General features: G+C 64.9%; 25 protein-coding genes. 10 read left to right on the forward strand and 15 right to left on the reverse strand.

What is annotated here, in order from left to right; translation table 11 throughout:
* Positions 1-10: 10 nt before the first annotated feature.
* Positions 11-517 carry a hypothetical protein gene (locus LDZ21_RS16875; RefSeq protein ID WP_244794942.1) on the reverse strand — a complete coding sequence of 169 codons (507 nt, stop codon included), beginning with the start codon at positions 515-517 and terminating at the stop codon, positions 11-13.
* A 173-nt stretch (positions 518-690) separates the two neighbouring features.
* On the reverse strand, positions 691-1323 hold the full coding sequence (locus tag LDZ21_RS16880) for a response regulator (protein ID WP_244794943.1): 633 nt from the start codon (positions 1321-1323) through the stop codon (positions 691-693).
* Between the two features lie 238 nt (positions 1324-1561).
* Here LDZ21_RS16880 and LDZ21_RS16885 point away from each other — a divergent pair, with 238 nt between their 5' ends.
* Positions 1562-2014, forward strand: coding sequence for a response regulator (locus LDZ21_RS16885; RefSeq protein WP_244794944.1), 453 nt, complete (start codon positions 1562-1564; stop codon positions 2012-2014).
* A gap of 45 nt (positions 2015-2059) precedes the next feature.
* Here the strand turns inward: LDZ21_RS16885 and LDZ21_RS16890 are convergent, their stop codons facing one another.
* The 10 genes from LDZ21_RS16890 to LDZ21_RS16935 form a co-directional block, all read right to left on the reverse strand.
* Positions 2060-2989 carry an aldose epimerase family protein gene (locus LDZ21_RS16890; protein ID WP_244794945.1) on the reverse strand — a complete coding sequence of 310 codons (930 nt, stop codon included), beginning with the start codon at positions 2987-2989 and terminating at the stop codon, positions 2060-2062.
* A gap of 2 nt (positions 2990-2991) precedes the next feature.
* Positions 2992-3897: an ABC transporter permease gene (locus tag LDZ21_RS16895; RefSeq protein ID WP_035963830.1), complete on the reverse strand. Its 906-nt coding sequence runs from the start codon at positions 3895-3897 to the stop codon at positions 2992-2994.
* Positions 3897-4763, reverse strand: a complete 867-nt coding sequence (locus tag LDZ21_RS16900; protein ID WP_035963832.1) for an ABC transporter permease — start codon at positions 4761-4763, stop codon at positions 3897-3899. The genes LDZ21_RS16895 and LDZ21_RS16900 overlap by 1 nt, the downstream gene beginning before the upstream one ends.
* Positions 4760-5836 carry an ABC transporter ATP-binding protein gene (locus LDZ21_RS16905; protein ID WP_244794946.1) on the reverse strand — a complete coding sequence of 359 codons (1077 nt, stop codon included), beginning with the start codon at positions 5834-5836 and terminating at the stop codon, positions 4760-4762. The genes LDZ21_RS16900 and LDZ21_RS16905 overlap by 4 nt, the downstream gene beginning before the upstream one ends.
* Positions 5837-5915: 79 nt before the next feature.
* Complete coding sequence (locus LDZ21_RS16910; RefSeq protein ID WP_244794947.1) at positions 5916-7088, reverse strand: ABC transporter substrate-binding protein; 1173 nt, start codon at positions 7086-7088, stop codon at positions 5916-5918.
* Positions 7089-7347: 259 nt separating this feature from the next.
* A complete protein-coding gene (locus LDZ21_RS16915; protein ID WP_244794948.1) occupies positions 7348-8316 on the reverse strand; it encodes a dihydrodipicolinate synthase family protein in 969 nt (322 codons plus the stop codon).
* Between the two features lie 116 nt (positions 8317-8432).
* Complete coding sequence (locus LDZ21_RS16920) at positions 8433-9125, reverse strand: FadR/GntR family transcriptional regulator (RefSeq protein WP_244794949.1); 693 nt, start codon at positions 9123-9125, stop codon at positions 8433-8435.
* A gap of 123 nt (positions 9126-9248) precedes the next feature.
* Positions 9249-10085 carry a 3-oxoadipate:acetyl-CoA acetyltransferase gene (locus LDZ21_RS16925; RefSeq protein WP_244794950.1) on the reverse strand — a complete coding sequence of 279 codons (837 nt, stop codon included), beginning with the start codon at positions 10083-10085 and terminating at the stop codon, positions 9249-9251.
* Positions 10086-10127: 42 nt separating this feature from the next.
* Positions 10128-10406, reverse strand: coding sequence for a DUF3303 domain-containing protein (locus LDZ21_RS16930; protein ID WP_035963843.1), 279 nt, complete (start codon positions 10404-10406; stop codon positions 10128-10130).
* Positions 10407-10553: 147 nt separating this feature from the next.
* The gene (locus LDZ21_RS16935) at positions 10554-10892 is read right to left on the reverse strand and encodes a hypothetical protein (protein WP_244794951.1); all 339 of its coding nucleotides are present in this window, start codon (positions 10890-10892) and stop codon (positions 10554-10556) included.
* A gap of 224 nt (positions 10893-11116) precedes the next feature.
* Between LDZ21_RS16935 and LDZ21_RS16940 the strand changes: the two genes are divergently transcribed.
* From LDZ21_RS16940 to LDZ21_RS16960, 5 genes are all read left to right on the forward strand, one after another.
* Positions 11117-11425 (forward strand): EF-hand domain-containing protein, encoded by a 309-nt coding sequence (locus LDZ21_RS16940; protein WP_244794952.1) that lies wholly within the window; start codon positions 11117-11119, stop codon positions 11423-11425.
* Between the two features lie 20 nt (positions 11426-11445).
* Complete coding sequence (locus LDZ21_RS16945; RefSeq protein ID WP_244794953.1) at positions 11446-12159, forward strand: response regulator; 714 nt, start codon at positions 11446-11448, stop codon at positions 12157-12159.
* Positions 12156-13511 (forward strand): ATP-binding protein, encoded by a 1356-nt coding sequence (locus LDZ21_RS16950; RefSeq protein WP_244794954.1) that lies wholly within the window; start codon positions 12156-12158, stop codon positions 13509-13511. The genes LDZ21_RS16945 and LDZ21_RS16950 overlap by 4 nt, the downstream gene beginning before the upstream one ends.
* Positions 13512-13581: 70 nt before the next feature.
* Positions 13582-14283: a Crp/Fnr family transcriptional regulator gene (locus LDZ21_RS16955; protein ID WP_244794955.1), complete on the forward strand. Its 702-nt coding sequence runs from the start codon at positions 13582-13584 to the stop codon at positions 14281-14283.
* 480 nt (positions 14284-14763) lie between these two features.
* Complete coding sequence (locus LDZ21_RS16960; protein ID WP_244794956.1) at positions 14764-15147, forward strand: DUF3564 family protein; 384 nt, start codon at positions 14764-14766, stop codon at positions 15145-15147.
* Between the two features lie 26 nt (positions 15148-15173).
* Here the strand turns inward: LDZ21_RS16960 and LDZ21_RS16965 are convergent, their stop codons facing one another.
* Complete coding sequence (locus tag LDZ21_RS16965; protein ID WP_244794957.1) at positions 15174-15365, reverse strand: DUF2964 family protein; 192 nt, start codon at positions 15363-15365, stop codon at positions 15174-15176.
* Between the two features lie 252 nt (positions 15366-15617).
* On the opposite strand from LDZ21_RS16965, the gene LDZ21_RS16970 reads away from it, so the two are divergent.
* Positions 15618-16043 carry a phasin family protein gene (locus LDZ21_RS16970; protein ID WP_035963851.1) on the forward strand — a complete coding sequence of 142 codons (426 nt, stop codon included), beginning with the start codon at positions 15618-15620 and terminating at the stop codon, positions 16041-16043.
* Position 16044: 1 nt separating this feature from the next.
* Here LDZ21_RS16970 and LDZ21_RS16975 read toward each other — a convergent pair whose 3' ends face one another.
* Entirely contained in the window at positions 16045-18183 is a 2139-nt protein-coding gene (locus LDZ21_RS16975; RefSeq protein ID WP_244794958.1) for a serine/threonine protein kinase, read from the reverse strand.
* Positions 18184-18552: 369 nt separating this feature from the next.
* Between LDZ21_RS16975 and LDZ21_RS16980 the strand changes: the two genes are divergently transcribed.
* From LDZ21_RS16980 to LDZ21_RS16990, 3 genes are all read left to right on the forward strand, one after another.
* Positions 18553-18837 carry a hypothetical protein gene (locus LDZ21_RS16980; RefSeq protein WP_035963857.1) on the forward strand — a complete coding sequence of 95 codons (285 nt, stop codon included), beginning with the start codon at positions 18553-18555 and terminating at the stop codon, positions 18835-18837.
* A gap of 36 nt (positions 18838-18873) precedes the next feature.
* Complete coding sequence (locus LDZ21_RS16985) at positions 18874-19134, forward strand: hypothetical protein (protein WP_035963858.1); 261 nt, start codon at positions 18874-18876, stop codon at positions 19132-19134.
* A gap of 194 nt (positions 19135-19328) precedes the next feature.
* Positions 19329-19544 (forward strand): hypothetical protein, encoded by a 216-nt coding sequence (locus LDZ21_RS16990; RefSeq protein WP_244794959.1) that lies wholly within the window; start codon positions 19329-19331, stop codon positions 19542-19544.
* A 4-nt stretch (positions 19545-19548) separates the two neighbouring features.
* Here LDZ21_RS16990 and LDZ21_RS16995 read toward each other — a convergent pair whose 3' ends face one another.
* Complete coding sequence (locus LDZ21_RS16995) at positions 19549-23958, reverse strand: DEAD/DEAH box helicase (protein ID WP_244794960.1); 4410 nt, start codon at positions 23956-23958, stop codon at positions 19549-19551.
* Between the last annotated feature and the right edge of the window lie 61 nt (positions 23959-24019).

A 24019-nucleotide genomic window follows, 5' to 3' on the forward strand; every position in this document is an offset into this window, starting at 1 on the left:
AGCGTCGCGCTTACGAGGACTTGCCGTTGCGCAGGTCTTCGCCCGCCAGATGCGTGCCGACGATGCGCCCGATCAGATAGCCGTCGGAAGCACACGCGTTCGTGCGCTCCTTGCCGTTCCACTGGATTTTGTAGTCGTCGTCCTGAGAGTGGACGGCGGAGGCGTCGAACTTGACGAGCTTGTGCCTGGGCGGCTTGCCGCCGCTGTTGCGCATTTCCTCGCCGACGAGCCGGTTCCAGGTCAGCGCGTAGCCGTAGCGGACGCCATCGGCGAAAGCCGCGTTGTCGCAGACCTGCGCGGGCGGCGTCACCTTGACCGTCATGCGATACCCGCCAGCCCCGCCGACGACGATGCGCTGTTCCGTCGGCCCCGGCGCGGGCGCGGCGGCTTTCGATGCCGCTGCGGCGGCGCTCGCGGCCCGTGCCGCCGATGCGGCGAAAGCGGCGGAAGCGGCGGCGGCTGCGTCGGCGCTGGCCTGCTGCTCGGGGAGCGGCGCACACGCGCCGAGTGCGAACACTGTTGAAATTGCCGCTACACACGCGAAGGCCTTGCCGGCGCCTTTCATTCTGTTGACCATCGACCTGCTATTCACCTGCACTCATCCCGTCTTAGAAATAGTCCTAGCGTTACCTTACCATCCCGGCGTGTAATGCTCGGATTTTTGAGAATCGGGGAGACGCCGTCTGAAAACTACGAAGCGGACGACGTGTTGCCCATCGGCATTTCAATTCCGCGCCGCGCCATTTCGACGATCAGAAACGTTCGCCGCGTCACGTGAAAACGCGCGAGCAGGTCGCTTGAATATTCTTTGGCGGTGTTTTCGCTGATGTTCATCTTGCGCGCGATGGCCTTGTTCGACAGCCCTTGCAGCAGATAGCGCAACGTTTCGGTGAGACGCGGCGGCAGGTCGAGCGATTCGACCGTCACGCCGGAATGCGTCGAAACGGGTTTTGGACTATGACCGCCCTTGCCAAGCACGGTGTTGGGCAAGTAGACGCGTCCGTTCAGAATGGTCTTGAGCGCCTCGCGGAATACGCTTGCGCCCTGCTCGCTGCCCTTCGAGATGAAGCCGCACGCGCCCTGGCGGATGCATTCGAGCACGGTATCGCGGTCGTCCTGCGCGGACAGCATGATGGTCTGAACCTCGCGCTCTTCCTCGCGGATCCAGTTGAGCAGATCGATGCCCGTGGCCTCGCCGCGCAGGTTGTAGTCGAGGAACATCAGGTCGTACGAGTTCGTCGCGAGCTTGGCTTTCGCCTGCTCGAAGCCGTCCGCCTCGTCGATATCGAGTAGAGGCTCGTTCGCCAGGATCAGGCTTTTCATCGCGCTCCTGGTGAGCCCTTCGTCCTCCACCAGCAATACTGTTTTGAAATAACCGTTTTCCATTGCGAGTCCCCGAGAACGCTTCCGATGTTACGCGCGGCTCGAACGGCTTCCCATCCCTCCTTTCGCAGGGATACATTCGCGGGTCTCCTAAAATCTTTGCGACTCCCCGCCCGTGCCGGGTTGGGCGCGCGGCGCGCAACGCCGACACTGGGCGCATGACGAAGAGGAGGATGCCATGTCGCCCCGATCAGCCGATCACGAAAGCGAATTCGCGTTGTGGCGCATCAAGCGCGCAGCCGCCGGCGCTTCGACGCGCCGCGTGCTGATCGCGCACAGGGACAAGTCCATTTGCGATTCGCTCGCGCTGCAACTGCGGGATAAAGGCCTGCAGGTCATTCATTCGCAGGACCTCGGCTCGGTGCGCTCGCTCGTGCACAACTGGCGCCCGCAGGCGCTCGCGCTCGATACGAGCCTCGACAGCGAATCGGGCTATGTCTTCATCCGCACGCTGCGCATGGACGCGGATGTCACCGGGCGTCTGCTCGTCGCGATGAGCAACGTATGGCCCGCCGATTCCGTCGAATCGCTGAAAGACGCCGGCTTCGACGCGCATTGCCGCCGGCCGTGTTCGACGTGGCGCATCGTCGATATGGTCGATGCGTTCTTTTCCACCCCCGTTTCCCGGTGAACGCGATGCACTCGACCAACGCAAGGCGCTGCGTCGAAGCGCGCGTCAGGCGGCGCCGGCGGCGCGGTTCGCGTGCGGGCCTGCGCCGGTTGCCATCACGAGCGACGCCGATACTTCACTACCTGGCGGCACCGCGACCACACCCGTCCCCGCCATGCCCTGCGCATGGAGGTTGAAACCGTCGCTCACGTGCGAAACCGGCTCGACACACAGATACCCCGCGCCCGCCGGACAATGCACGACGACGTGATCGAGCGGGCCATCGGCGACGAGCGCGAGCGTGCGGCCATCGGCGTAACGCAGCGTCGCGCGGCCGTTCCAACCGCTGAGATAACGCGTGTAACCGTCGTCCTCTCTCGCGTGATGTTGCGGCGGCGCTTCGTCCGACACACCGACCGCGATTTCCGCTTCGTGACGCCAGAGCGTCGTAGCGTCCAGTTCGACTTCCTGCGCCGCGAAATACGGATGAAAACCGAAGCCCGCGGGCATCGGCTGCGCGGAGCGATTGATGACGCGCATCGACAGGCGCGCGCCATCGGCGGTGGCTTCGATGGTCTGTATCGCTTCGAAGGCCCGGGGCCAGCCATGCTCGCCCTCGCGATGCACATAGCGCATCGCGATGCAATCCGCATCATGACGCTCGACGCTCCACGCGGCGTACTGGCCGAAGCCGTGCAGCGCGTGCGCCATGCCGGGAAACGTGGCCAGCTCGATACGCGCGCCATCGGGCGCGGGAAACCGCGCGTCGCGCACGCGATTCGAAAATGGCACCAGCGGATAGCTACCGCCTTTCGGCCACGCATCGCACGGCCATGCCGACGCGGTGATCGGCACGAGCCAGTCGTGCGTGCCGTGCGCGTCATCGGTCGTGAAACGCGTGATGCGCCCGCCCGCCGCTGGCGCGACATACACGCTATGCGCGCCATTCGCGATCCGCAGAAGCGGCTCGGCCTTCAGGTCGAGAACCGGGCGCATCGCTATCGCTGCTCCTTCACGCGCGAGACGAGCTGCGTCGGGCTCACGAACTGCAGCGCGATGAGAACCCAGATCAGCGTGATGGCCATATAGATCATCGCCATGGCGTCGATGGATTGCGGCGCGCGCACGCCCGTCGAAAAGACCGCGTAGTACAGCGCGACGACGAGCGTCTGGGTCGTCGGACCGGCGGTGAAGAACGTCAGCTCGAACATGCCGATGGTCCGCACCAGCACCAGCAATCCCGCCGCGAGCATGCCGGGGACGAGCAGCGGCAACAGCACATAGCGGAAATAGCGGGCCGTGTTCGCGCCGAAAATGCGCGCAGCGGATTCGAGATTCGGATCGATCTGCTCGATGAACGGCGTCATCACGAGAATCACGAACGGCAGCGCCGGCACGAGATTCGCGAGGATCACGCCAGTCAGCGTGCCGGCCAGATGGAACTTGTACATGACCGTCGCCATCGGGATGCCGTAAGTCACGGGCGGCACCATCAGCGGCAGCAGAAAGATCAGCATGGCGAGGCGCTTGCCGGGAAACTGCACCCGAGCGAGCGCATACGCGGCCGGCACGCCGAGCACGATGGACAGCAGCACCACCGCGCCCACCACTTCCAGCGTCACGAGCAGCACGCTCGACAACTGGAAGTCGCTCCACGCCTGCGCATACCAGTGCAGCGTGAAGCCTTGCGGCAAGAGCGTGCCGAACCACCGCGTCGCGACCGAGTTGACCGCGACGGTCGCGATCAGCAGCAGGACGTTGACGAGAAAGAAGCCCATCGTCGTCCAGACGAAGAACTTCCACAGCCTGTCGCGCAGGCTCGCATGCTGTTTCATGTTCTTGCCGGATCGTTGAGTCGGAGCCGGGGCTTGCCAGGCGGAAGCCGCGCGATTGTCGGTAGCCATTATCCCTTGCCTCCCGTCACCGGACCCGTGTAGAAGAAGCGCCGTGCGCCGAGCATGCCGGCCACGACGAGCAGTTGCACGAAGCCCATGACGATCGCAATCGTCGATGCCAGCGAATAGTCGTAACTCTCGAACGCGGCTTCCGATGCGGCGATCGAAATGACGCGCGTCGGGCCGGCCGGCGCGCCGAGCAGCACCGCCGATGGAAACACCGAGAACGCCTGCACGAACGAAAGGCAGGCGGTCATCGTGAGGCCCGGCAGCAGGAGCGGCAGATAGATCTGGCGAAACTGTTGCCACGGGCTCGCGCCGAGCGTGGCCGCTGCGCGCGCGAGCGTCGGGTCGATGCCCGTCACGTACGACAGCGTCAGCAGGAACGCGAACGGAAAGCCCGACACGATCAGCGAGATCAGCACGCCCCAGTAGTTATGCGTGAGCCGCACTTCGTCGCCGTAGAGATGCAGCGCCTGGACCGCCTGCGGAAACCAGCCGTTGGGGCTGAAGTACGTGAGCATGCCGTCGGCGATCAGCACGGTGCCGAGCGTGACCGGAATCACGAGCAGGGTCGTCGCGAACTTCTGATACGGCGACGAGCGCCTGAGCGCGAAGGCCACCGGCACCGAGACGCCCACGTTGATGATCGTCGCGGGCACGGCGAGCTTCAGCGTGACGATGATGGTCGGCCACATCGACGTATCGGTGAAGAACGTGACGTAGTTGGCCAGGACGCCGCCGCCGTTCATCGGGTTGAACGACAGCATGAGTCCATACGCGAACGGATAGATGAACAGCGCGACGATGAAGACGAGCGCCGGCGTCACGAGCCAGCCCTTCGGATCGCGCGGCTGCGCGGGAAGCGCGATCATTTTTCTTCTCCATACACGAGCGCCTTCGACGGCGCGACGCGCAACGCGATGCGCTCGCCTTCGCTGCATTCGCCCGCGATGCGCGCCCACAGCTTGCCGAACGCCGTGTTCACGATGATGAGCGAATCGCGCCCGCCGTATTCGACGGTTTCGACGTGCGCGTCGAATGCGTTCTGGTCGCCGGGCGACGCGCGTTCCATGTCTTCCGGACGCAGCGCGACGCTGACCTGCTTGCTGTCGAAGCCTTCCATCGGCGTGCCGAGCAGGCGCACGCCGTTCGCAGTCACCGCGACGGACTCGCCCTGTGAGCCTTCGAGCGTGAACGGCACGACATTGCGAAAGCCCATGAAGCGCGCGACGTGCAGGTTCTTCGGCCGCGAATAGACTTCCTTCGGCGACGCCACTTGCTGCACCACGCCCTCTCTCATCACGACGATGCGGTCGGCCATCGACAGCGCCTCGTCCTGATCGTGCGTCACGTAGATGGTCGCGCGTTCGAGCTTGCCGTGGATGCGCCGGATTTCAGCCCGCATTTCGATGCGCAGCTTCGTATCGAGGTTGGACAGCGGCTCGTCCATCAACACCAGCGGCGGTTCGATGACGATCGCGCGGGCGATCGCCACGCGCTGCTGCTGGCCGCCCGACAGCTGACCGGGCAGCTTGGCGTCGTGGCCGATCAGTTGCACGAGTTGCAGCGCGGCCTTCGCGCGCTTGACCGCCTCGGCCTTCGGCACGCCGCGCATCTTCAGTCCGAAGCCGACGTTATCCAGCACCGACATATGCGGAAACAGCGCGTAGTTCTGAAACACCATGCCGAAACCGCGTTTCTCGGGCGGCAGGATGTCGATGCGCGTGTCATCCAGCCAGATGCCCCCGCCCGTCAACGGCTGCAAGCCGGCGATGCAGTTCAGCGCAGTGGACTTGCCGCAACCCGATGGTCCCAGCAACGCGATGAATTCGCCCCGCTGGATGTTGAGATCGAGGCCCTTCAGCGCGGCGAGCTGATGCCCTTCCGCGTTGGTGAAGCTGCGCGAGACCGAGTCCAGGCGCAACTGCTCAAAAGTGTGCTTCATGACGATTTCCCGCGCTCTTTGTGCAAGCGGCGACGCCCCTCGCGAGGAGCGCCGCCGTCTCATGGCAATGAACAGCCGATTACTTGGTCTTCTGCGCGCCGATTTCGCGGTCCCATTTCTGGAACGCGGCGACCATCGCCTGCGCGTTCAGCGGCACCACGTGCGGACGGTCAGCCAGCAGCTTCGCGTACTCCGGACGGCCGAACTTCTGGATCACTTCCTGGCTCTTCGCGGGCGCGGCGGACAGCGGCACGTCCTTCACGGCGGGGCCGGGATAGAAGTAGCCGTCGTCATAGGTCAGCGCCTGCTGCGCGGGCTCCAGCATGAAGTTCATCAGCTTGTAGAGCACGTCGAGCTTTTCTTTCGGCACGCCCTTCGGGATCACCATGTAGTGAGCGTCGTTCACCCACGTCATGTTGTCGAATGCCTGCACCTTGAATTCCGCCGGCACGATGCCGAGCGCACGCGGGTTGATGTCCCAACCGGTTACGGTCACCGTCATGTCGCGCGTGCCTTCGCCAAGTTCCTTCATCACCGCCGACGTGCCGCCCGGATAGTAAGGAATGCATTCGTTCAGCTCTTTAAGGAACGCCCACGTCTTGTCCCAGCCGTTGATCGGATCGGTCGGGTTCTTGTCGCCGAGCACGTAAGGCAGGCCCATCAGGAAGGTGCGGCCGGGACCGGAGTTGGCCGGGCGCGCGTAGATCAGCTTGTTCGGATGCGCCTTGCACCAGGCGAGCAGTTGTTCAGGCGTCTTCGGCGGATCGCTGACCTTCGCCGGGTTGTATTCGAGCAACGGACCGGCGGGCATGTAGGTGACTTCGAGCCCGTAACCCTGCGCGATGTCCTGCATCTTGCGCGGACCCGGCGCGTACTTGTCGAGCACACCGGGGAACACGGCCGCTTGCTCGGGCAGCAGCTTCTCCCACAGGCCTTGCTGGATGCCGGCGGCGAGCGCATCGGTGCCGGTCACGACGAGGTCGATGTCGGAGCGGCCAGCGCCCTGCATCGCCTTGATCTTGCCCGGCAATTGCGGTGCGGGCGCGTTCGTGAACGTGATGCTGGAAACCAGGTTCGGGTACTTGGCCTTGAACGCCTCGAAACCCTTCTGCGTCAGTTGAAGATTGCCCGCGACGTCGACGATGTTGATCGCCACGGGATCGGCCGCATGGGCCGCGCTAGTCGCGAACGCCGCGCTCGCAGCGACGCACAACGCCGCCAGTTTCACTGACAGTCCTGCCTTGAAAGCCATTTTGTCTCCTCACTTCTCTCGCAACCGCTGTTGGAACTTCGTTCTGGTTGTTTGCCCCGGGCCGCGCGGACTTTGTTGTGTCGGTTTGCGTCCTCGCGATCCGTCATTAGCTCACGAAGCTGAAAAATAGCCAACCCACTCGTCGTATGTCAAGCAAATTGCGGTCGCCTTTGCGTGTTTCCCAAGCCCGCTGAAAGGTGCCTGGTCCACGCGCGGATTGACGCTCCGTGAGACGGTCGGGATATACCCGAACCGCTTGTTACCCGACTTGTTTAACCGCTTTTAACCGCCGTTTTCCTTCGTTATCACGACAGCGACGGTCGAACGCGAGCAGCGCCCGCGCCTCTTGTTCGACGGCGGGCAGCGCGTGATCGGGCGTGTTGCTGAGCAGCGGCAGGATCGGCCCCATGTCGGCGATGCCCGACAGCGTCACGGCATCGTGGAGCACGCGGATCAGCGAGATATCGTCGCGCAGGGTTTCGAGCGGGAGGAAGCGATCGTAGAGCGGCTGGGCGGCGGCGGTATCGCCGGACTTCGCGGCGCGCAGCAGCGCCATCACCGCGTGCGGCGCGATGCAGCCGGAGCCGGTGGTCCACGTGGCGAGCCCGAAATCGCGCGTGTGGATCAGCGCCGGACGCTCGCCCATCCCCGATACGACCTGCGATGCGGGCACGCTCTGCAGCAGGCGGCGCAGGTAAGGATCGCAGGACGGATCGGCGCGGACGATCGCGTATTTCACCGCGAGCAGCGTGCCGTCAGCGACGAGCGCCGCGAGCGTGTCGACGTCGATATAGTCCTCGCTCTTGATGTAGAGCGTGAACGGCATCCCGGCTCTGTCGGTGAGGCGTCTCAGGCCTGTCGCCACGCCCTGCGGCGTGGTGAAGCCCGCGAGCGGAAGGACCATCGCGGTGCGGTATTGCGTCTGCGCGAGGATGGCCGCCTGGTCGAGCATCTTCCCATAATCCGGACCGATGGCGGGGATCACCCGCGTCTGCGAATCCGCGCTTTCGGCCAACATGTCAAGCAACTCGCGATACTCGCTCACGGCGGCGTGGTAGAGATTCGCATTGCCGCCATAAAGGAGCGTGCGAACGCCGCCTGTTTCGATGTGGCCAATCAGCGCGCGGTTCTGCTCGGGTTCCAGCGTGAAGTCTGCGCGCCGTGCCAGCGGCGGCACGGCCATCACGCTTTCAGAGAGTTCGCTGATTGCTATGGGATCGACTTTCATTGCGCCTCGCCTGGTGACTGGATGTGCGCAGAAAGTAACAAGTCCCGCCAAAGTTGTCAAACAACCTAGAGCCAGATCGAAAAGCCGCCAGAAATCGCAGGACAGTCGTATGACAACTAGTCGCCGAACATGCGGTCCAGCGCGTTCTCGAGGTGCGTTTTCATCGCATCGGCGGCGCGTGCGGTATTCCTGGCGCGGATGGCATCGAGCACATCGAGATGCTCGCGCTGAACCAGCCGCTGCCGTTCCAGCGTCTTCACGAGCGACAGATTGCGCGACAGGTTCATGCTGAATACGACCTGCTCTTCGATGAACGACAACGCCGTGATGAAGAACTGATTCTTCGACGCGCGCGCCACGGCGAGGTGGAACGCGAAATCATCCTTGGCGCCGATGCCCTGCTGCGCTTCCACCACGCGCTCCAGCCTATCCCACGCGTCCTGGATGGCAGAAAGGTCGTCGTCGTCCGCCTTCGACGCGGCCAGTTCCGCGGCGCCCGCTTCCGTGACAATGCGGAATTCGTAGCAGCGCCGGATGTCCGACAGCGTTTCGAGCGGTGCAAAACGGCGCACATTGGGGTCGGGCCGGCGACCGACCGTGGTTCCCGAACCGCGTCGCGTGACGATGATCCCGTCCGCGCGCAAACGCGCCAGCGCCTCGCGGACAGTCGGCCGCGAAGTGGCGAAGCGTTCGGCGAGCGCGTGTTCGGTCATCAGCCGGTCGCCCTCCTTGAACTCGCCTTCGATAATGCTGCTGAGGATATCGCTGTAGATGCGGTCCGCGAGGCCGTGCGACTTACGCTCGTTCATGTTCGCGCCGTGGCGTGCTTGTCAGGATGGGAGTCGATTGTAAGACAGATTCTGGACTTGTCGACCTGAAAACAATCGCCTCGATCGCGGCATCCCGCTTCGCCACTCGCCTCGCCGTCCCGCTCAAAGCGCCAACAACTGCCGCGCCTCCTTCGCGCTCGCCACCGGCCGTCCATACTCCGCGCACAGCGACGCCACCCGTTCGACTAGTTGTGCATTGCTCTTCGCGAGCGTGTCCTTGTCCCAGCGCACGTTGTCTTCGAGGCCCGTTCGGCAGTGGCCGCCCATTTGCAGCGTCCAGTGATTCACTTCGAGCTGATGACGTCCGATGCCCGCAGCGGTCCATGTTGCGTCGGGCAGCAGGTTCTTGAGTTGCGCCACCTCGAATTCGAGAATCTCCCGGCGCGCCGGCAGTGCGTTCTTCACGCCCAGCACGAATTGCACGTGAACCGGCGGCTTCAGCAAGCCCTGATTGACGAGATCGACCGTGCTGTAGAGCATCGCCAGATCGAAGATTTCGATTTCGGGCTTTACGTTGTGATCGAGCATGAGCTGCGCGAGCGAGCGCACGAAGTCGGGCGGGTTCTCATAAACGATGGTCGGGAAATTGACCGATCCCGTCGCCAGCGACGCCATGTCGGGCTTCAGGTCGAGCATCGCGCCGCGTTGTTCGAACGATCGTCCGCGTCCGCCCGTCGAGAACTGGATGATGATATCGGGGCAATGCTTGCGGATGCCCTCTTGCAGCTCCGCGAAGCGATGCCGGTCCGAACTCGACTTCTCGTCCTCGTCGCGCACATGCAGATGAACGAGCGTCGCGCCCGCTTCGTAAGCCTCGTGCGTGCTTTCGATCTGCTCGGGGATCGTGATCGGCACCGCCGGATTGTCCTTCTTGCGCGGCACGGACCCGGTAATGGCGACGGATATGATGCACGGTTCGGTGGTGGTGGCTTGCGTCACGCTTGTCTCCTTTTGAATGACCGATGCCCGTCTTCGACAAAGTTATTGCGCGGCCGCTTCCGTGAGCAGCTTGCCGACTTGTTCGTCGGTCATCGCGGGCACGATGTCGAGCGAGAACAGGTCGGCCCAGCCAAGCGCCCATCGCGCGATCGGTTCCACCTCGCTGCATTCGCACACGGCGAAGCCGCGTATCGATCCGATCCCGTGCCAGCGCCCCAGCAAGCGCACGCCATCGGGCGGCGCACCGCCGCTTTGCAAGAAGCGTTCGGCTGCCGTTTTCTGCACTTCGGGCAGCGCGGTCCAGTTCACGATGAATAACATGGCTCGGCCCTCCTTCCGGCGATCCCGCATCGGACGCGTCTGCCCGATGCGGTCTCATCCAGTATAGGAGCCGGCGACGGCGCCATCGCAAGCGATGCGCAAGGAGCGGACCCGCATGGACATCGCTGAGCATGCAATGCACTATCCTCAATGCATCACGACGACAGGCGCGACGAGCACCGGCTGCGCGTACGTGACGCGCACGGCGGGCGCATAGACGGGAACGGGGGCATACACGGGGACGGGCGCGGGCATCGGCGGCGGCGGCGGAAGCACGGCCACCGGCGCGACGGCAGGCGCGACGACGACAGTGCGCGCCGGCACGTAGTATCGCGGCGCGTAGTAGTACACCGGGCGCGGCGGCGCGTAGACCACGGCGGGCGCAACGTACGCGACGCTGACGGTCGTTGCCGCCGATGCGCCTTGCGCACACGTCAGACCGATTGCGGCGACGGCAGTAGCACTGAAGAGACGGATGTTCATCATGGATGTCCTCGATCATCGAAAGAAGTGGCGGCTTAGCCGGCCAGCAGAACGATAGCGAAGGACTGCGCAAACGGTGAGCGCAAAGATGTGTCGCCGAATGTCGGCGATCACGCGCCGCGATGCCGTGAAATATGGCGACATGCCCGGTAGCATCCCTGACATTGCCATCGGCGTGCGGCTCAATAGAATCACATCGACGTTGCATTCGAATCGAGGAGAAAGAGATGCACAAGATCGCCGCCGTGCTCGCCTGCTGCGCCGCGCTCGCGTCGGGCGGGGCATACGCGCAAACCGCGACGCAGCCGATGGGCGCGAGCCCGCACATCGGACAGGCTGCGCAAGCCATGCCGAAGCTGCAGACGCGCTTCGCGCAGGCCAACACCACGCACGACGGCAAGCTCACCCGCGATCAGGCCTTGACCGGCATGCCGATGGTCGCGAAACACTTCGACGAAATCGACGCGCAAAAAAACGGCTACGTCACACTGCCGCAGATCGAGGCCTTCCTGCGCGAACACGCGACGCAACGCTGAAAGCCCACGGAGGCCGCTGCATGGAAGCCCTGCCGAAGATCATCGTGCTCGACGACGAAGCCGAGTTGCGCAACATGCTTCAGCGTTTCCTGACATCGCACGGTTTCGACGTGCGCGTCGTCGAGAACGGCAAGCGGCTCGACCGCTATCTCCAGCGCGAACCGTACGACCTGCTCGTGCTCGACTGGATGATGGAGCCGGAAGACGGCCTCTCCGTCTGCCGCCGGTTGCGTACCGAGGGCCACACGCTGCCGATCCTGATGCTCACGGCGAAGGGTGATCCGGTCGACAAGGTCGTGGGCCTGGAAACCGGCGCCGACGATTACCTCGCCAAGCCCTTCCTTCCGCAAGAACTCGTCGCTCGCGTGCGCGCGTTGCTGCGCCGCCAGAAGATCGCCGCGGGCGATCCGACGCTGACTTCGCAAGTCATCCGCTTCGGGGATTTCCGGCTCGATCTCGCCAAGCAACGGCTTTCGCGCGGCGGCGAACCGTTCCAGATGCATTCCGCGCAGATGCAGTTGCTGCACGCGCTCGGGTCGTCACCGAATCGCGCGGTCAGCCGCGACAACCTCATCGCGCGAACGCGTGGCCGCGATCACGACGCGCTCGATCGCAGCATCGACGTGCAGGTGTTGCGGCTGCGTCAGTTGATCGAGGACGATCCCGGCAAGCCGCGCTTCATCAAGACGGTGTGGGGCGTCGGCTACATGCTGCTCGCGGATGTCGAATCGTGAGGGTGGCGCCGCGCTCGCTGTTCGCGCGCAATGTGCTGCTGCTCGTCGCGCTGGTCGCCGTCAGTCAGGTATGCGCGCTCGCGGTGCTGCTGCATTTCATCCAGACGCCGCGCATCGAACGCGCCGCGGCCACGTTCGCAAGCTATATCCAGACGCTTGATACGGTGCTACGTTCGACCTCACCCGGCACGGCGCGCGACGTCACCGCGCATCTCGACGTGCGCCGCGATCTTCCTGCCGCCGCCAGCGCGAGTGTCGACGAATCGCGTTTGCGGTTCTACCGGACGTATCAGCGCGAGACGTTCGTCGAAAGCCTGCGCCGTCATCTTCCCGCCGATATGCCCGTGCGCTGGCAAAGCGCCGATACGTCCGACGATGGACAGCAGCGGCTATGGATTCGCGTGCATCTGTCGGGCGAGCCGCGCTGGATGGCGTTGCCCGTTCCCGAAGCGGCGCACGACGATGGCCTCGCGACGGCGCTGCTGCTCTCGCTCGGACTGGGCGCGCTCGCCGTCGCGACGGCGTATGCGATCCAGCGCCATCTGAATCGCCCGCTCGAACATCTCGCCGATGCCGCGCGCCGCGTGTCCAGCGGCGATGACCCCGGCGTGCTGCCGACCGACGGCCCGACCGAAATCGCCCAGGTCAGCGACGCGTTCAATCGCATGACGGCGGCGCTCACCGAAGCCGAAGCCACCCGCGCGCTGATGCTCGCAGGCATCTCCCACGACATTCGCACACCGATGACGAAGCTGCGCCTCGCCATGGCGATGTCCGCTGTGCCATCGACGGATGCAGTGTTCGCGGCATCGGCGGAAAGCTATCTCGATCAGATCGACAGCATTCTTCAGCAGTTCATGGATTACGCGGGCAGCGGCGCGAAGGAAACGCCGGTCGCCGGCGATCTCAATGCGCTCGTTGCCAGTCTTGCGGCGGATTTCGCGGGTCTTGGGCATGAGTTTTCGCTATCGCTCGGCAGCATCCGAACGTTCGCGTTTCGTCCGATCAGCGTGATGCGCATGCTGATGAACGTCATGCAGAACGCAGTGCTCTATGGCGTCAGCGGACTCGAAGTGCGTACATGGACCGATGAGCAGGCGAACGCGGCGTGCATCGTCGTGGCGGATCGCGGCAAGGGCCTCGGCACGCAGGACCCGGAATCGCTCAAGCAGCCGTTCAAGCGCGGCGGCGGCGAAGGTCAGCCGAAAGGCACGGGCCTCGGGCTTGCGATCGTCGAACGCATCGCACGGTTGCATGGCGGCCGGTTCGACTTGCGCGCGCGTAAAGGCGGCGGCGTCGAAGCGGTCATCGTCTTGCCAATGCCGGCATCGCCAAACGAAACGCAGCCGTGAATCGAACGGAGTACCAATCCCGCCGCCATCGCCCATACTAAAAGCGGTGGAACCGGCAGGAGAGAAGACCATGGCCACACCAGCGGGTCCCGGTGCGCGGCATCACGTCCCTGCCCTGCACGTTCACTTCACGGACACGGATGCACTTCCGTTTCCCACGCGCTCCATCGCTCGCGGCGATGCGCTGTATTGCGCAGGCGAGCCGTTGCGAAGCCTCTATACAGTGCAGTCCGGCTGCTTCAAGAGCGTGGCCGCGTACCCGAGCGCCAACGACGACGCCGTTCCGCATGCGCAAGTCACCGCGTTCCATCTGATCGATGAGACGCTCGGGCTCGATGGCATCTGCACGGGTCATCACGAAAGCGACGCGATCGCGCTCGAAGACAGCGTCGTCCGCATCATGCCGGTCGGCATTCTCGAACCGCTTTGCCGCGAATATGCGCCGATGCAGCACGCGTTGCTCGCGATCATGAGTGCGGAGATCGTGCGCGCGGCGCGGCTCGCGTTGATGCTCGGCACGATGCCCGCGCTCGTACGCGTCGCCGCCTTCTTGCTGGACTTGTCGATGCGATTCGATGCGGGCGGCGCGCGGCCCGATGCCTGCGACGATGTGATCCTGCCGATGACGCGTGCCGATATCGGCAGCTATCTCGGCCTCGAACTCGAAACCGTGAGCCGCATGCTGTCGAAGCTGCAGCGCGAGGGCGCCATTTCGCTTCACGGACGGCAACTGCGTATCGTGGATCGTACGCGGCTCGAGCGCATCGGCTGACCGGTTCATGGTGCAATGCAATGCATGCCTTAATGATCCGCGCCGCATCCTTGGGCGTCGCGCTTGCGATCCGTGCACGCATGCACGAACAGAGCGCGCGAACCATGCGGACAATTCACCGCGCTCATGACGCTTGTCGCGTCACCGTCAAAATACGCAGCTAAGCTGAAAGAAAAAGCTGGGATCAAACGCCCGGCACCGGACTTGCTTTGACAGACCGTGCCGCACTGATGCGGCGCACAAGATCTTTCGCATCACGAAGAGCGAACTGAAAGCCGTTCAATCAATCGAACCGGGTGCGCGTGCAATCATGTCGACGTGTCAAATCCAGGGCATGCACGCGATTCAATCGACGCACGACGAGCGGCGCGAGACACTTCGAAGTCCGGGTGAAATGCCGCATACAAACCGAACGCTCATGGCCAGCGCGATCGCGCCGGAGCGTCGCATTCGCTGAACTCGATGTTCATGGAGGATGTCATGCGTATCACCGTCAAGCTGGATGGGTTCGAAGGCGCTCAGGACGCCGCCTACGCCATCCTGTGGCTCGACAAGGAATCCCGCCGCTGGTCGCGTGAGGGCCACCAGGCGATCGACGTGCCGGACTGGGGCGGACTGCGCTCGGGTTCCAACGGAACGATGATCTGCGATCAGCACACGCAGCAGCCCATTTGCATGCTGGAGCAACTCGACGTCGACGCGCCCGACGGACCGAGCGAAGGGCTCGCCGGGCGCGTCGTCTGGTATGGGGATGCGGCGCGTCAGGAGTGCGCGGGCCGGTGGCACGTGCAGTGCATCGACCGGGCGCAAATCAAGGCGGAGCACAGCGTATTCGCCGGCGAGGAGGACGCCTGGCGGGTCTAGCCCGTCAACCCGCCGCACGATGGCATTCAGGGTTGGTCTTCCGGCATCGGCATCAGCATGACGGCGAAAGACGCAACCCCGACGAGGATGGTCAGCACGCCATAGTTGAGCACGCTCAGCTTGTCGAAGACAAGGCCGTGCAGCGCGACGACGATTCCCGCCAGCGCCGTGAAGACCGCAATCGCCGCCGCGACGATCCGCGCTTCGGTGCTTATCATCTCTTTCCCCTTTTGCACCGCACGGCGCCTTCATTTTTTATCGTCGGCGCTGCTGCGGTATCCGTATTGACCTGAGTCAAGGCGGCCCCGCCGTTCTGGTGTTTTCCCTTGCCCCATTTCGGGTACTTATATTGGTAGTATCGGGGTCGGGATGCGGCGTCTTTGCAATTGCCGCGACCGCACATTGCCGCGCGACGACGCTGGTTTCTTCCGTCTCGCTCGCGGTCATACGGGAAGAACCTGGGAGGCAAGATGAATCAATCAAAATTCAGCGATCCGTTCAGCCAGTTTGCCGCCATGTTCCAGCAATATCAATTGCCGGGCTTCGATGTCACCGCGATCATGGAATCGCGGCGCAAGGACGTCGAAGCGCTCGCCGCGACCAATCGTGTGGCGTTCGGCGGCATGGAAGCGTTGCGCGACAAGCAAGTCGAAATCCTGCGCCGCACGCTCGGCGAACTCGAAGACATTGCGAAGCAGTTCGCTTCGTCGTCGGCAAAACCGCCGTTCAATGCGAACGAAGTCGTGCAGCGCACACTGCACAATGCGCTCGCCGACATGCAGGACATCGCGCGCACCACGCAGCAAACGCAGGCCGAGGCCTATGCGCTCGTAACTCAACGCGTCGAAGAGGCGCTGCACGAACTGAAGGCGGCCATCGAGAAGCCGCAAAGCTAGGTTATTTCTTTGGCTGCGTCGTGATTTGAAAGATATCGACCAGCACGCGCTCGCGTCCGTAACGGGCCGCGAGCGCCTTCAGGCGTTTGTCCACTGCACGCAGATATTCCGGCTTCGCTTCACTGTCGGGACGTGGAGCGTCGAAGAGCGGCGCGGGCGCCACCGTCAACACGATCATCTCCGCGCCGAAAGGCTTGCCGACCACCCAGTCGCCCATCGCTCCGATGGTCGCGCTATAGCTCGGCGGCGCCTGATTGTCGCGCGAACGCCCGTTCGGCAGCAGATGAACCACGCTGCCGTCCAGCATGAAGTAATCGACGTTCACGTAGGAATCGAACGCGGGCGTCATTAGTTCGACGATCAGCGGATCGCCTTCCGTAAGGCGCGTCTGGCTCGATCGCGTATGCACTGACGCAGGACGCCCCGCCTGACGATTGGCCGTCCAGTACGGCGCCAACGTCGTCAGCATGTCGCACTTGTCGTCGCTGACCTGCTGCACGCCGAAGTTCGTCGCACGGACGCCCGGCACGCGGCCGAGCGATTCTTTCAGCCGCGCGAGCCCGTATTTCTCCGACACGAAGCCTTGCACGTCGACCGTCTGATCGTGCACCGACGCCACGAGCGCCGAGCACGGCACGCTCGCGAGCACCGGCGCGACCGCGGCAATCGTGAGCGTCGGCGCGGGTGCTGCGGGCAACGCCGGCGTGATCGCGGGTCGTTCGGGCGTGGGCATGGTCACTGGCGCGGCCGTCGTCGCCGTCGTCGCAGTCGAATTGCGGCCCTTCTGATGCGCGAAGAACACGTACCCCGCGCCGGCGATCAACACCAGCGCCATCGCTCCGATAGCGAGCTTCGGCGCTGCAACGCGCTTCGTCTTCGCTTGCGCCGATGCAACCGGCTGTTCCTCGCTGAACTCATCGAGAAACTGTGCGACGGTCGGCGTCCGCTCTTCCCGCTCGAAAGCGAGCGCGGCTTTCAGCGCCTTCCATTGCTTGTTGCCGAGATTCTCGGGACGTTGCGGCTTCATGCCCGCGCTCTTCGCCTGCAACGCGGGCACGCGGTCGAACGGATGCTTTCCGGTCAACAGCTCGTACGCGATGCAGCCGAGCGCATAGATATCGTCGCGCGGATCGGGCTCGCGATGCGCGAGCATCTCCGGGCTCGCATACGCGGGCGTCAGCGCGCCGAGGCTGCCGGGATCGAAGACGGTCGCCTCGGTGTCCTCTTCGGGCCGCTGAATCACGCGCGCGATACCGAAGTCGATGACCTTCACTTCCGACGCATCGGTGACGAACACATTGGCAGGCTTGAAATCGCAATGCACGAAGCCGCGTTCGTGCGCATACGCCAGCGCCGTCGCCATGCCCTTGAAGATGCGGAACATTTCGTGGAATGGCATGCCCCTGAAATTCGGCATCCGAAGTATTTTCGATAGCGGCTGGCCGGACAGATATTCCATCGTGAGATAGACGACGGCGCCGTCACGGTCGAAGTCGTACACGGTGACGATATTGCGATGCGCAAGTTGCTGCGCCTTGCGGGCCTCGCGTTGCAGCGCGATCAGCGAATTGGGATTGCCGCGAAACTGCAGATTCAGCACCTTGATCGCCACATAAGGGCGACGGTCCGACGCCTCGAGCTTGCGCAGATCGAGCGCCTTATAAACGGTGCCCATCCCGCCGATGCCGAGACATTCTTCGAGCACGAAGCGATTGTTTAGCGTATCGCCGACGCCCTTCACCTGATCGACTTCGGGAAGCACCTGCGTCGCCTGTCCCGATGTCGCGCCGGTCCCGCCGGTCGCGTCGGCGCCCGCGCCTGCGGCGTCCGATGCGCGCGGCGGCAGCGGCGGCGGCGCATTGGGCGTCACGTGCAGGCGTGTTTCGTCGCGACCTGGCTGATAGGTCGTGCCGGGGTCCGGCGTCGGGCGCATGCGCGCCGTATGTTCGATGCGGCGACGTATGGCCGAATAGATATCGCGCGGCAAGGGATTCGCCGCGTTCTCCTCGTCGAGGATCTCGATGAGCCGCGCGCCCGGCGTGCGATCGGCGGCCAATGCGCCATCGACCCCTGCAAAAAACGCGTCGCGCGAACCGCCATCGCCCCGATATGTGCGAAGCGCTTCTCGGAAGCTAGTCATCTGTGCGACTCGTTGCGGCGCCAATCGACCGACAAACTCACTTGTCGTACCAAACAACCCATGCTCGTTCGATACTAGCCCTCGCATGCGGCTTAGGCAAATGGCGTTTTCAGCGAAGAGCGGCATCGCGCACATGTCGTTCGGATACCGACACATCGCGACGGCTGTCGGTCGCGCGGCGGCATTCAATGGAATCGACGATTTCACGGCGCGCGGGTTCTTCCCCCGCACACGCCCGTCACGTAAGGCATCGCAGCGTCTGGCGCTTTGCAGCATCACGCATGGCATGGCTGATGCATTGTAGTGGCCCGAGCAGACATGTTGCTCAATCCACCACCGAACGCGCCATGCGCAATCAGGAGAACCGCAATGAAGACGCTGACCATCAAGGACCTGCCCGTCACCGAACAACTCGATCGCCGCGCGATGTCGGCCGTGCGAGGCGGCTCGAGCTATTTCGTGCCGGTCTTCGACATCTCGAAGGTTTCGCTGTCGTTCAACACGCAGCAGATGGTGCAACAGGACCAGAAGACGTTCAACGAGAACGGCGTCAATGTCGCGTTCGCCGACGACATTCACTCGAAGGTCCAGCCGGATCAGAAGGCGCGCAACACGAGCAACATCAACATCGGCGGCGGGCTCGCCTGGGCTTGAGCCGGAACAACGACACCCTTCGCGAGGAGCACCACCATGTCGTCCATCATCGTCAGGGACCTGTCCCATAGCAAGGAACTCGACTGCCGCGCGATGTCCGCCGTATCCGGCGGGCAAGGCTACGGGCCGTATGCCAACGTCGAAGTGAACGTCGGCATTCTTCAGAACCTCACGCAGATTCAGAAGGTCGATGTCACGGCGCTGAGCAACATCGGCTATGTCGGCGCGGGCGTCTCGCCGCACTTCGACATCAACCCGATGCAGATCGGCAAGCTGAACGCATCGGCGTCGTTCTGACGCGCGCGCCGCAGTAGAAGCATCGAACATCGAACGCGGCGTTTGCGGCGAAAAGCTTCGGCTTTTCGCCGCCTTTCGTCGCTATCACGTGGATGGCGTCGCCTCGATGCGATCGCGGCAAGGAGCCGGCCGGGATTGCCTATACTCGAAACGATGCCCCGCGGCACGGCTCCATCACGAAGGAGGAAGCAGTCATGGCTGTCATCAAAATCAGGGATCTCGCGGACAGCGTCGAGCTAGACCGGCAGGCAATGACGACGATCGCCGGCGGCGCACGCGATGCCGCGCGTCCGCTGTTTCGCATACGCGCTTCGAATCCCGGGCGAGTCGTCGATTATCCGGGCGTGCCGGTGAAGGACGTGCCGGTTCAGCAGCCGGGGCCATTCCGCAACAAGATCGTTTCGAAGTGATGCATCAACCTTGCACAACGGCGCCCGGACTCAACGAGCGCGCCGTGCGCCTGACGAGCGCGAGACGCATGCGTTCGCGCGTCTCGCCGTCCGCGTCGCCCGAGCCGCCCAAATAGCGCGTCTTGCCCGCGACGACCGCGCCGGCCGGCACGCCATCCAGATATAGCACGCGATTGCCGGCCAGCGCCGGCACCTTCTCGCCCGGCAGCAGCGTGCCGACGAGATTGAGCGGGTCCACCGCGCTCAGCGCGATGAACACGCCTTCCTTCGGCCGCCTGCGCATTTCGCGCAACACCGGCACCGCTTCGGGCAACGCGAACTGTTCGCCCGCCAGCCCCGCGACGAAGCGCCCGCCGCGAATCTCGCCGCGCGCTTCCAGCCGGTGATAGACGCGCAGCAGATCGCGCCACGGCGGCAGCCATTGCGCCTCGCGCTCCAGCAGCCGCCAGAACACGACGCCGTAACGCCGCAACAGCGTCCGCGCGACGTGCTCGATGTCGCCGCCTCGACCGTGCTCTTCGCCCGCGCTTGCTCTTCGCAATAACGCCCAGCGCCCCGCATCGTCCATTCCGCCGATGAACAGGCCGCCCGTTCGCCCGCGCGATCGGCGCGACAACGCATTGCGCTTCGCGGCGGGAGCGAGCAGCGCGCGCAGACCCGCGAAACTGTCGGCGTTGACGAGTCCCAGCGCGACGAGCTCGCCGAGCGCGTCTTCGAGTTCGGTGCGCAGGAGCCGCGTGTCCGCGAGCAGTTCGTCGAAGAACATCGCGCCGTGCGCGCTCAGCGCGTCGAAGACCCGTTGCGCCCGGGATGACTGTTGCGGCGACTCGTCCGCGGCCGTCAGCGCGTTCCACGCCGCAAGCTGGCGACGCGGCAACAGGACGATCGGCGTGCCGCGCACCGGGCCGCCCGTCGCACGAGCGCGCCCCGCCGGCCGCGACCAGACGATCTTTCCCGCGCGGCAAATTTCATCGAGCCAGTTGCCCGAATAATCGGCGATGCGCGCGGGCAGAATCTCGTCCTCCCACGCGACGGCGGGCGCTTCGAAACCTTCGAGCTGTTCGAGCACGGCGAGCAGCGCGTCGCGGCCCTCGCCACGGGCATCGGGGGCCACGCGCTGCCATTCGAACAGGAAGCGCATGAAGTCCTGCCGCTCGACCGGCTCGATTTCGCGACGCAGCCGGCGCACGGTGTACCGATGAATCCGCGCAAGCAGATGCCGCTCGCACCATTGTTCGTCCATGCCCGGCGCGCCTGGCGTGTGCGGCGTGAAGTGGCCGCGCATCACGGAGCCTTCGCTTTCGAGCCGCGTCAACGCAACCGCGACGGCCGATGCCGGCAGAGCCAGCGGCCGCGCGATCTCCGGCACGGTCAGCGGCCCGAAGCCCGACATCCGCGCCCGCACCATTTCGACCAGCGCGTCGTCTTCGCTCCAGGCATCGTCGAAGCCGGGCGGCGGCGTGAGACGCGGATGCATCGGCGCATGCGGGTAGACGGCGCGCACGCACGCGAGGCGCTCGACCGGCGTCCACAGCGCGTCGTCATCGGAGATCCTGAGGCGCGTCGCGCGGCCGGCGCGGGCCAGGCCGTCGAGCCAGGCGGGCCAGCCGTCGCTCGCGGCGGCTTCGGCATCGGTGATGCAGGAGAGCATCGTCAGCGCCTCGTGCATTTCGTCGGCGCTCGTCACCGACGGCCATGCTTCGGCACGCACGCTCGCGATGGCTTCGGCGTCGAGCGCGCCGAGATCGTCGGTCGACTGCGGATCGGTCCACCGGCGCGCGAGCACGGCCTGCGTGCGGCGCTCTTCGAGCGGGGCATCGTCCAGAAACGCGTAAGGCCGCGCCGACAGGATTTCGGCGGCCAGGGGCGAAGGCGCGGGCAAGTCGCGCGTCACGAGCCGCACCGCGCCCGCGTCGATGCGCCGTAGCAGCGCGAGCCACGCGTCGCTGTCCATCGCGTCGTGCAGGCAATCGTCGATGGTCTGTTCGACGAGCGGATGCGCCGGCACCTCACGCTCCCCGGCGATGTTCTCCGCGCACGCAACCTGATCCGGAAACACGGCGGCGAGCAGGTCTTCGCTTTTCATCCGCTGCAATTGCGGCGCGACCTTGCGCCCGCCCGCATAACGCGGCAGCGCGAGCGCGTTCGTCGCGTTCCAGCGCCAGCGCACGCCGAAGAGCGGCGCGTCGAGCAGCGCCTGAATCAGCACGTGCTCGGCCGTCGCCGGTTTCAGATAACGCCAGACTTCATCGAGTGCGAAACTGTGCCCGCCCGTCAGCGAAAGCACGATGGCGTCCTCGGTCGCCGCCGCCTGCAGTTCGAAGTTGAAGGTGCGGCAAAAGCGCTTGCGCAGCGCGAGTCCCCATGCCCGGTTCACGCGGCTGCCGAACGGCGCGTGAATGACGAGCTGCGTGCCGCCGGATTCGTCGAAGAAGCGCTCCATGACGAGCGTATCCTGCGTCGGCAGCACGGAGAGCGCGGCGCGTGAGCGGGCCAGATAGCCGACGATCTGACGCGCGGCTTCCATGCCGATGCCGGCTTCGCCGGCGAGCCAGGCGGTGGCGGCATCGACGTTACTGCTTCCTGCGGCCTGTGCGCCATCGCCCTCGCTAAGCCGGGCATCGACTTCCGCCCGCAGCCGCGCAATTGCGAACGACAGCTCATCGCTGCGTCCCGGGGCTTCCCCGAGCCAGAACGGAATATTCGGCGGCTGTCCGTTCGCATTCTCGACGCGCACGCGGCCGCCTTCCACCCGCACGATCCGGTACGACGTATTTCCAAGCTGGAAGATATCTCCGGCGAGACTTTCGACGGCGAAGTCTTCGTTCACCGTGCCGATCTGCAAGCCCTGCGGCTCGAGCAGCACCGCGAAGTCCGCGTTGTCGGGAATGGCGCCGCCCGATGTCACCGCCGTCAGCTTGCCGCCGCGCCGGCCCCGCAGCGTGCCGCTCACCGCATCGCGATGCACGTAAGCGCCGCGCACGCCCTGCCGCCCCGTATAGCCTTCCGCCAGCGTCCTGAGCACCGCGTCGTAGTGCGCGCGGTCGAGCGTCGCATAAGGGTGCGCGCGCCGTATGCGCCCGAACAGTTCGTCCTCGCCCCACTCGCGGCACGCCACCTCCGCGGTGATCTGCTGCGCGAGCACGTCGAGCGGCGCGCGGGGAATCGTCAGCGCGTCGAGCTCGCCACGGCGGACGCAATCGAGCAGCGCCGCGCATTCGATCAGATCGTCGCGCGAAGTCGGAAAGAGCCGTCCTTTCGGCAGCCCGCCGACGTGATGCCCCGAGCGCCCCACGCGCTGCAGGAACGCGCCGATCGATCCTGGCGAGCCGATCTGGCAGACGAGATCGACATCGCCGATATCGATACCCAGTTCCAGCGACGCCGTCGCGATCAGCACGCGCAAGTCTCCGCGCTTGAGCCGCTGTTCCGCGTCCAGCCGATGCTCGCGCGCCAGGCTGCCGTGGTGCGCCGCGACGGCCTCCTTGCCGAGCCGGTCCGTCAGATGCCGCGCCGCGCGCTCGGCCATGCGGCGCGTGTTGACGAACACGAGCGTCGTCCGATGCTGCGCCGACAGTTCCGCGAGCCTGTCGTAGACGCGCTCCCACATGTCGTTCGACATGATCGCTTCGAGCGGCATCGGCGGAAGTTCGAGCGCGAGATCGCGGGCGCGCACGTGCCCGACATCGACGATTTCGCACGGCTGGCCCTCGCCCGCCAGAAAACGCCCGACGAGTTCGATCGGCTTTTGCGTCGCCGACAAGCCGACGCGCACCGGACGCGACGCGCCGCGCGCCTCGCAGAGCGCATCGAGCCGTTCGAGGCTGAGGCTCAGGTGCGAGCCGCGCTTGCTTCCCGCGACGGCGTGGATTTCGTCGACGATCACCGTGCGCGTGGTGGACAGCATCGCGCGGCCGGATTCCGACGACAGCAGCACGTAGAGCGATTCGGGCGTCGTCACGAGGATATGCGGCGGACGCTTGCGCACCGCGTTGCGCTCCTGCTGAGTGGTGTCGCCGGTGCGCACCGCCGCGCGGATTTCCGGCGCGGCCGCGCCCATCTCCCGCAATTGCTGCGCGATGCCGGCAAGCGGCTCCTGCAGATTGACGCGGATATCGTTCGACAGCGCCTTCAGCGGCGACACATACACGACGCGCGTCTCATCCGGCAGAACGCCGCCACCCGCCACGCCGTCGCGCACCAGTTCATCCAGCGCGGCGAGGAACGCGGTCAGCGTCTTTCCCGAGCCCGTCGGCGCGGCGACGAGCGTCGAGCGGCGTGCATGAATGAGCGGCCAGGCGCGCGCCTGCGCGGACGTCGGCGCGGCGAAATGTGCGCGAAACCACTTGGCGACGGCGGCATGAAAGCCGTCGAGCGCGGTATCGGGTGAAGGGGATTCGGATTCGGCGGTCATCGGAACATTCTAGAGTCGCTCGCGACAGGACGCGCAACGGTGCATTCAAGCGATCTGGCGC

Origin of the sequence: Caballeronia grimmiae (assembly GCF_022879615.1) — a bacterium.
In the GTDB taxonomy this organism is placed as follows: Bacteria; Pseudomonadota; Gammaproteobacteria; order Burkholderiales; family Burkholderiaceae; genus Caballeronia; species Caballeronia grimmiae.